Origin of the sequence: Brachyspira sp. (assembly GCF_029258575.1) — a bacterium.
Lineage (GTDB): Bacteria > Spirochaetota > Brachyspiria > Brachyspirales > Brachyspiraceae > Brachyspira.
The window spans coordinates 1-8,515 of the sequence record NZ_JARHYI010000046.1; the positions used below are offsets into that span (position 1 = coordinate 1).

Consider the following 8,515-nt stretch of genomic DNA (forward strand, 5'->3'; position numbering starts at 1 on the left):
GCACATAACAAGATACTATAAGGAACATTAAAGAACAAAGAATAATAGATAATTTTTTATCATATTAGCCTACAAATATTTATTTCTATAATATTTAGATTATACAAATTAATATATAAATTAAGAAAAAATATTCAATATACTATATATAAAAAATATCAAATTATTACATTCCGAACATACCAAGTATAGAAACTAATATATAGTCAGTTACGAGTATTATCATAAAACTATAAACAACACTTGTAGTAGTAGCCTTACCTACTCCTTCAGCACCACCTGAAGTTCTAAATCCATAGAAACATGATATTAGCATAACTTCAGCACCAAATATAGTAGACTTAATTAAACTTCCTATAAAATCCCCTATACTAATAACTGCAATTGCCCTGTCAAAATAATGCATAGGATCACTATGCAAAACAAATACAGTAACAACAGCACCTCCCAAAACCCCTATAACATCTGCCGAAACCGTAAGCATAGGAAGCGATATAACAGCAGCCCAAAAACGAGGAACAGCAACATATTCTATAGGATTAGTGTATAAAGTTTTCAAAGCATCTAACTGTTCACTTACCTGCATAGTACCAATCTCAGCGGTAACAGAACTTCCTACCCTGCCTGCAAATATCAAAGCAAGAAGCATAGGAGATAATTCCTTAACCATCGCTTTACCAACCATAGAACCTACAAACTGAGATATACCCTTTAATACACTATCAAGTACAACCGCTATTTGTAATGACATAACCATACCAGTACAAAGCACAGTAACAGCAGCAACTACAAATGAATCAACTCCCATTCTTATTATCTGTTCTTTCAATAATTTAAAAGAAAATGTACTTCTAAATGTATATTTAAACACCTCCAGCATAAGAGAGGCAAATTCACCCAAAGTTGCTAAAAAATAACTTATCTTGTTTTTTACGCCTTTTCGTAATTCTATCTTCACATCAAATAATTCCATAATAAAATTACTCCTATAATATTAAGCCCCATTGTTATTATAAATATTTTCAAATCTAGTTTGATCTGCTATGAAATTAAGAGGCAGTCCATCTAGTATAGCACCATTTCTATGTTTTGCAAGTATTACCTCAACTTGATTTGTTCTATCATCTATAACTTCATCATCCTTTTCTTCTTTATTAGGCTTTTGTCTATGTAAAAACATAACAATATCAGCATCTTGCTCTATAGAACCAGACTCTCTCAAATCTGAAAGTCTAGGTTTATCCTGTCTTTGCTCAACAGCCCTTGAAAGCTGAGCCAATGATATAACAGGTACATTAAGTTCTTTAGCCAATGCTTTAAGCCCTCTTGAAATATCAGCTATCTCCTGTTCCCTAGTACCGTTTTTTCTTGATTGAGCTACTGAATGTATAAGCTGAAGATAATCAACAACTATCAATTTTAAATCTATTTCTTTTCCTGTAGTTTTACTCATCTCAGCAAATTTATATTTCATCTGCCTAGCCTTTCCTCTTATTTCCATGATAGTTAATTGACTTGAATCATCTATCAAAAGATTAGCCTGCGATAAACTATTAAATGTTTGTCCTAGCTTTGTCCATTCCTGCTTTTCTAAATCTCCAGACCTTATTCTAGATAAACTTATTCTAGCCTTACTTGCTATTAATCTTTCTACAAGCTGCATTCTGCTCATTTCAAGTGAGAAAAAACCTATACCAAAATTTGAAGTTTCAATATTTGTAATGACATGTTCTATAATATTTAAAGCAAAACTTGTTTTACCAACGGAAGGTCTCGCCGCCAATATTATTAAATCTGAAGGCTGAAAACCATGAGTAACTTTATCAAGCCCTATGAAACCTGAAGGAACACCTGTAACAGTACCTTTATGTTTCTTTCTGCTTTCTATTGTAGTTAAAGCTTCATAAAGTAAATCGCGTATATGAATAAAATCATTATCCAATCTTCTTTGAGTAACCTCAAATATTTTTTTCTCTGCAAAATCTGCAATCTCTTTAGTTTCAGAATCCTTTGCCTCATAAGCCGATTTTTGTATATCTTGAGAAACTGTTATCAAATCTCTTAATAATGATTTTTCTGCAATAATTTCTGCATAATATTTTGCATTCTGATGGAATGGAGTTCCGTCTATAATACGAATCAAATATGCTTCATCGTTTTGTATTATTTTCTCGAATAGTCCATTTTCTTTAAGATATCTCAAAGCAGTTTCTGCATTAACTGCTATACCTCTATTATTCATTTCTAAAATATTCTCATACAGCATACGATTTCTTTCACTGTAAAAGTCAGTAGATTTTATTTTAGATATAGCAGCCGATATAGCTTGAGAGTTTTGGAGCATTGCACCCAATAGAGACTCTTCAGCCTCTATTGAGCAAGGTGTATTATTCATTAAATATTATGCCTATTAATTGGATACTAGTTGTTTATTAAACTTCTTGAGAAACAGATTCAGTAGTTTTATTTTCTTCTTTAACTTCTTCTTCTGCATTTTCATCAGAATTAACAACTTTGATTTTGATATTAGCATTAACGCTATGATATAATTTGATTTCTACTTCAAATTCACCTAATTCTTTTATATGTTTTTCCATATGAACATCGCGTTTGTTTATATCAATCTCTTTTTCTTTTAAAGCATCAACTATAGTTTGCTGACTTACAGAACCGTATAATTTCCCATTTTCAGCAACTTTCATAGGTATAACAACAGCAATATCTACAATTTTACCTTTTAAGATTTCTGCTTCCATTTTTCTTTTAGCTCTTTTTTTCTCTAAACTTTTTTGCATTTGAGCTAAAGTTCTTAAATTAGCAGCATTTTTTACTACTGCTATATTTCTTGGAATAAGGTAATTTCTTGCATAGCCGTCTTTTACTTTACATATATCACCTTCATAACCTAATGATATAAAATCTTTTTTTAAGATAACTTCCATTTGCCTTCTCCTTTATTTAACTCTATTAAAATAATATAATAAATTTCACTTTACAATCGCTATATTATATCATAATACTCTTATAATAGCAAGTATTTAAAATAAGCATTCAAAAAAATATAGAAATACAGCGTTATAGTATATTGCCAAACAATTAAAAAAATGTTATAATAATTAGACTATTCTAACAAAAGGGGTTAAAAAATGAAATATTCTGTTGTTTATACAAGTAAAAGCGGAAATACTGAAAAATTAGCATTGGCTATAAAAGAAGTTGCTAATGGAGAATGTCTTCAATGTGTAAAGGTTGATGCTGTGGATAATGCTAAAATTAATGATTCAGATTTAATATATGTAGGTGCTGGAAGTTATAAAGGCAACTGCGATGAAGCTGCAGGAAAATTTATGCAGACATTAAAAAACAAAAAAGTATTTTTATTTATGACTGTTGGTTATGGTAATAATCAGGAATATTATGATAAAATGCTTAATCCTGCTAAAGCTTTCTTGGATTCTTCTAATACTTTAGTTGGTACTTATGCTTGTCAGGGTCAATGGATAGAAGGACAAAAGAAAAATTTGGAAAATATGCTAGCTAAAGCTGAAAGTGATGATGAGAAAAAAGTTATTCAATCTAAATTGGGAAATCATGATAATGCTATAGGACACCCTAATGCTGATGATTTGAATAAATTGAAAGATATCGTTAAATCTATATAATTTTATTTGCACTATTTTAATAAGCTCTTATAATCTTAACTTATTATAAGAGCTTTTTATTTTTTATAATATTTATATTCTATTTAAATCTACAGGAAGTTCTAATACCCTAACAGCATTTTCTAAAGCAGTTCTCATGATATCTTCACTTTTCTCACCTCTAACCTCAGATAAAACTTCTACTGTATAAGGAATAAATGAAGGTTCATTTGCTCTACCTCTAACCTTTTGAGGAGTTAAATAAGGAGAATCCGTTTCTATTGTAAACATATCCTTTGGTACATATTTAAAAGCCTCTCTTATAAAATCATTTTTCATATATGTAGCCGATCCAGAAAATGATAATATATATCCCAAGTCCAAAGCATTTTTAGCATCTTCTACATTTCCGCTAAAACAATGAAAAATTCCTTTTTTAGGTAAGTTTACTTCTTTAAGAACTTTAAAAGTATCTTTGAAAGCATCTCTGCTATGTATTAATATAGGAAGATCTGTTTTCTTTGCAGTTTCGCATAATGCTTTAAAAAATTCTTTTTGTTCATTTTTATTTTCATCATTATGATAATAGTCAAGTCCTATTTCACCAACTGCATATACTGATTTATTTTTGTTCTTCAATGTTTTTTTATTTAAATTTTTTATTTTTAATTCAAAAGCCTTTAAAGTATCTTCATCATTTTCATTTGCATAATCAGGATAATACCCTATACTAAAGAATACTCCCTCAGCATCAGACAATATAAACATACGCTCATCTATATCATTTGGGTGAACTCCTATATCAACAAAATAAAATATACCCGCCTTATTAGCACGTTTCAAAACCTCTTCTAATTCCTTACTCTTTTTTGATATATATGTTAAATGGCAATGGCTGTCTATCATTATGTTAACTCCAATTATATCTTAATTTTTATTCTTCTAAATTATCCCCTGAAAGTATATGAAAATGAACATGAAATACCGTCTGTCCTGCACCTGCTCCACAATTATTAATTATTCTAAAAGATTCTAAACCTTGTTCTTTTGAAACTTCATTTATAGTTTCTAAAACTTTGCTCATTAAAAAAGCATCAGTTTCCAATATATTTTTAACATGCACTTTTGGTACAACAAGTAAATGAACTTTGGCTTTGGGATTTAAATCTGAAAATACAACACAATATTCATTTTCCTTTATAAATTTTGAAGGAATTTCTCCTTTTATTATTTTACAAAATACGCAATCTTCATCTTCATTAAAATTAGTCATGATAAAATCTCCTATTAAATAAATAGAATGAATAAATTTATATATATAATAAATCAAAATAAAAAATTAATCTAGTTATTATAAACAATTTATTTTATTAAAAATAAAAATTTTCAATATTTATTAATAACAATTATTAATAAATATTGAAAATTAAATTAATAAAATATATAATAAAAAATAAAAAATAAAAGGTATAAAAATGATAGCAAACTCATCACCAATTGAATTAGCATTATTCGGAGGCGGTATAACTTTTGCATTCACTGCATTAGGTTCTGCACTCGTATTTTTCTTTATGTCAGAAATAAAACCAAAACTATTAGCATCTATGTACGGATTTGCTGCTGGAGTAATGACTGCTGCTAGCTTTTGGTCATTACTTGCTCCTTCAATAGAATTATCAGAAAATACTAATTTACCTAATTGGGTTATACCTGTATTAGGATTTTTACTCGGTGCTTTTTTTATATGGGTATTGGATAAAGTACTTCCTCATATGCATATAGTTAATGGTAATGAAGAAACCGAAGGTGCCAAAGTAAAATTATCAAAAAGCATACTATTATTTTTAGCAATCACTTTGCATAATATACCTGAAGGTTTGGCTGTAGGGGTTACTTTCGGTGCTTTTTCTGTGGGAGATAGCGGTGTAACTTTTAATGCTGCTTTAGCTTTGGCACTTGGTATAGGTTTGCAGAACTTTCCTGAAGGCGCTGCAGTTTCTCTTCCTTTAAAAACTACTGGAATATCAAAATTAAAATCTTTTTTATTAGGTGCTATATCTGGAATAGTTGAGCCTATTGCTGCTATTATAGGTGCTGTTGCCGTTACAAAACTCACAATAATACTTCCTATAGCTTTAGCATTTTCTGCAGGTGCTATGATATATGTTGTTATTGAAGAACTTGTACCTGAAGCTGTTTCAGAAGAACATAATCATTTCGGAGTATTCGGATTTATATTTGGTTTTGCTATAATGATGGTTTTAGATGTAGCTTTAGGATAATAAAAAAAATTAATTAAATATTGAAAAGTTATTAAAAAAATATAATATATTAATTGATTTTTTATTAAGGATAATTAATGCAAATCATATTATATATTATATTTTTTATTATTATAATATTAATAATAATTTCAAATTATTTTGTTAATAAAATATTTATAAAAACAAATAAAAAACTTTTTGAAAAAGATGGCAATAAAAAAGAAGAAAGCAAAGAAAAAAGGTTACTAAAAGAAAAAAGAAAAATATGGTTTGAAACTTCTCAAAAAGATGTATATACAATTTCAAAAGACAATAAAAAACTTCATGCTCATTTTATAAAAAATAATGATAGTAATATATATATTATAATAGCACATCCATATGAAGGCAGAGGCTCTTATATGAAATACTTTATAAAACAATTTTATGATATTGGATTTAATGTATTGGCTATAGATTTAAGAACTCATGGAGAAAGTGAAGGAAAAATATATTCACTTGGATATTTAGAAAGACTAGATATACTTGCTTGGATAAAATATATAAATGATAATTATAATAATGCTCAAATAATTCTTTATGGAATTTCTATGGGAGCTAATTCTGTTATGATGTGCTGCAATGAAAATGAGATTTCAAGTAATGTAAAAGCTATAATAGAAGATGCAGGATTTACAAATGCTTATGAACAATTAAAAAGAAGACTTGATATTGCTTATAAAATTTATTTTCTGCCTATACTTGAATTTACATCATTAATTACTAAAATAAGATTAGGATTTTCATTTAAAGATATCGATGTGCAAAAAAGAGTATCAGAGTCAAAAGTACCTATACTTTTCATTCATGGCGATAAAGATGAATTAGTTAATTTTAATATGGCTAATAAATTATATGAATCTTGTTCTTCATATAAACAAAAACTTATAATAAAAGACGGAAAACATATATCAGCTGTATTTAACAATGAAAATTTATATTGGAATACCATTAAAGATTTTATAAATAAATTTGTTTAGATAAATAAAAAAGGCAGGATCATTTCTGAAACTGCCTTAACGATAAATCAATTATCTACAAAATAAAAACTTATTTGACCTCCAATATCAACAGCTCCAAAATCATTCTTATTAAATATAGCATCTGTAACTTTTCCAGGACCGAAATCATATCCAGCATAAACTCCTATACCTAAAGCTGTTTCATCACTAAAGTAAAATAAATAATCCACTGTAAGTTTAATATAAGGGATTACAGACATTTTGTATTTACTTTTTATATCATTAAAAGTATAATAGCTATTAGAATTTTCAAATTGATTATATTGTGTATTATAATTCTGTGTTGTTTCTCCTCCATACAATGGTATTTTAATTCCTGCTCCCAAACCTATAAAAAAGTTATATATATTAACTTTAGGAAGTATACCAATAGTTAATGTATCAAAATAATAAGTTGTTTTAATATTCTGATACTGTCCTGTAGCTCCAACTTGCTTGCTTTCATTATATGCATAAACATCTCTATGATAAGCTAAATCCAATACTAAAGAAAATCCTAAATAATTATCAAAACCATTATATATTCCTGGAGTTATTCCTACTCCCCATTCAAAAGCAGAACCTGAAGTTAATTTACCTTCATTTTTATTTGCTCCAAATTTATAGTCCTGATAGCTTTGTGAAATTGATGCTCCTAATGGAACATATACTCCTATACCTCCATTAAAATCAGCAAAAAGAGTTTGTATTTGTATTATAAAAATACTAAAAATTACTATAAATATCTTTTTCATAAAAAAATCCTTGATTAATTACTTATAATTATATTATAACATATTGTAAATTAATATCAAGAAAAAGTAAATATTTTTTACCAAAAAAGACATTTTTCATTAAAAAAGTAAAATTTATTTAGGTATTCCTGGTAATATATAATCAAATAAAACATAATTAGCCATATATAAAGTATTTATATCATTTGGATTTATAGCATTAACAGGTACTTTATTATTCTTTATATATTTATATGAATCAATGATACCATTATCAAAATTCTGATACAAATATTTTATCACAGTATAATAATCACCTGAAGAATTAGTAGTATATGTAAATAGAAGTTTAGTATCGTTTCTAGCTTTTAAATATCTATTTATATCATTATTTCTAGCAGGAGATAAGAAAATATCCATATCATCATAAGGCTTATTCATATTAGTATCTATACCAATATAATGTCTTAAAGGAATTTTACCATTAGGATTATTAAATGCTTTTATGGCAGAACTTTCTAATGATGTATAAAAATTAGTTTCTGTATTTAATTTAATAGAAGGCTTTCCAACTTCCAAAATAGATGAAGGAAAATATTTGAATTCTCTTATTTTAACTACATCATTATTTTTAAAAGCATCTAAATATGCAAATGGAACTGTAAATAAATTAGCAGAAGAACCTGTTATATATATTCTCTGCACTCTGGAAGCATCTTTTATAATATCTGCTGAAAGCATTCCCCCTTCAATAGATTTCAAAGCATTTATTCTATCTCTGACTTTATTTACATTAGTAAAGCTTTCTAAATAACTTCCTAATTTTTTCATATCAA

General features: G+C 27.5%; 9 protein-coding genes and 1 pseudogene. 3 read left to right on the top strand and 7 right to left on the bottom strand.

The genetic code is table 11. The features are described 5' to 3' along the window. Positions 1-166: 166 nt before the first annotated feature. From Q1J76_RS03825 to rplI, 3 genes are read right to left on the bottom strand one after another with little or no spacing between them, the layout of a single operon-like run. Positions 167-973, bottom strand: a complete 807-nt coding sequence (locus Q1J76_RS03825; protein ID WP_300367054.1) for an MlaE family ABC transporter permease — start codon at positions 971-973, stop codon at positions 167-169. Between the two features lie 21 nt (positions 974-994). Next, on the bottom strand, positions 995-2,395 hold the full coding sequence (gene dnaB, locus Q1J76_RS03830) for a replicative DNA helicase (protein WP_300367057.1): 1,401 nt from the start codon (positions 2,393-2,395) through the stop codon (positions 995-997). A gap of 37 nt (positions 2,396-2,432) precedes the next feature. After that, a complete protein-coding gene (rplI, locus tag Q1J76_RS03835) occupies positions 2,433-2,942 on the bottom strand; it encodes a 50S ribosomal protein L9 (RefSeq protein WP_300367060.1) in 510 nt (169 codons plus the stop codon). Positions 2,943-3,146: 204 nt separating this feature from the next. On the opposite strand from rplI, the gene Q1J76_RS03840 reads away from it, so the two are divergent. Then, the gene (locus Q1J76_RS03840) at positions 3,147-3,662 is read left to right on the top strand and encodes a flavodoxin family protein (RefSeq protein WP_300367062.1); all 516 of its coding nucleotides are present in this window, start codon (positions 3,147-3,149) and stop codon (positions 3,660-3,662) included. Positions 3,663-3,734: 72 nt separating this feature from the next. Here the strand turns inward: Q1J76_RS03840 and Q1J76_RS03845 are convergent, their stop codons facing one another. Next, a complete protein-coding gene (locus tag Q1J76_RS03845) occupies positions 3,735-4,547 on the bottom strand; it encodes a TatD family hydrolase (protein ID WP_300367064.1) in 813 nt (270 codons plus the stop codon). Between the two features lie 28 nt (positions 4,548-4,575). Continuing rightward, on the bottom strand, positions 4,576-4,914 hold the full coding sequence (locus Q1J76_RS03850) for a histidine triad nucleotide-binding protein (protein WP_300367067.1): 339 nt from the start codon (positions 4,912-4,914) through the stop codon (positions 4,576-4,578). 202 nt (positions 4,915-5,116) lie between these two features. On the opposite strand from Q1J76_RS03850, the gene Q1J76_RS03855 reads away from it, so the two are divergent. After that, positions 5,117-5,923 carry a ZIP family metal transporter gene (locus Q1J76_RS03855; protein ID WP_300367070.1) on the top strand — a complete coding sequence of 269 codons (807 nt, stop codon included), beginning with the start codon at positions 5,117-5,119 and terminating at the stop codon, positions 5,921-5,923. A 77-nt stretch (positions 5,924-6,000) separates the two neighbouring features. After that, on the top strand, positions 6,001-6,924 hold the full coding sequence (locus tag Q1J76_RS03860; RefSeq protein ID WP_300367073.1) for an alpha/beta hydrolase: 924 nt from the start codon (positions 6,001-6,003) through the stop codon (positions 6,922-6,924). Between the two features lie 47 nt (positions 6,925-6,971). Here Q1J76_RS03860 and Q1J76_RS03865 read toward each other — a convergent pair whose 3' ends face one another. Both Q1J76_RS03865 and Q1J76_RS03870 read right to left on the bottom strand, forming a co-directional pair. After that, positions 6,972-7,700 carry a hypothetical protein gene (locus Q1J76_RS03865; protein WP_300367077.1) on the bottom strand — a complete coding sequence of 243 codons (729 nt, stop codon included), beginning with the start codon at positions 7,698-7,700 and terminating at the stop codon, positions 6,972-6,974. 114 nt (positions 7,701-7,814) lie between these two features. After that, positions 7,815-8,515, bottom strand: a pseudogene (locus tag Q1J76_RS03870) (ABC transporter); the annotation flags it as partial.

Coding starts and splice junctions, on each gene's coding strand:
- Q1J76_RS03825 (WP_300367054.1), bottom strand. CDS start 973: ATGGAATTATTTGATGTGAAGATAGAATTACGAAAAGGCGTAAAAAAC.
- dnaB (WP_300367057.1), bottom strand. CDS start 2,395: ATGAATAATACACCTTGCTCAATAGAGGCTGAAGAGTCTCTATTGGGT.
- rplI (WP_300367060.1), bottom strand. CDS start 2,942: ATGGAAGTTATCTTAAAAAAAGATTTTATATCATTAGGTTATGAAGGT.
- Q1J76_RS03840 (WP_300367062.1), top strand. CDS start 3,147: ATGAAATATTCTGTTGTTTATACAAGTAAAAGCGGAAATACTGAAAAA.
- Q1J76_RS03845 (WP_300367064.1), bottom strand. CDS start 4,547: ATGATAGACAGCCATTGCCATTTAACATATATATCAAAAAAGAGTAAG.
- Q1J76_RS03850 (WP_300367067.1), bottom strand. CDS start 4,914: ATGACTAATTTTAATGAAGATGAAGATTGCGTATTTTGTAAAATAATA.
- Q1J76_RS03855 (WP_300367070.1), top strand. CDS start 5,117: ATGATAGCAAACTCATCACCAATTGAATTAGCATTATTCGGAGGCGGT.
- Q1J76_RS03860 (WP_300367073.1), top strand. CDS start 6,001: ATGCAAATCATATTATATATTATATTTTTTATTATTATAATATTAATA.
- Q1J76_RS03865 (WP_300367077.1), bottom strand. CDS start 7,700: ATGAAAAAGATATTTATAGTAATTTTTAGTATTTTTATAATACAAATA.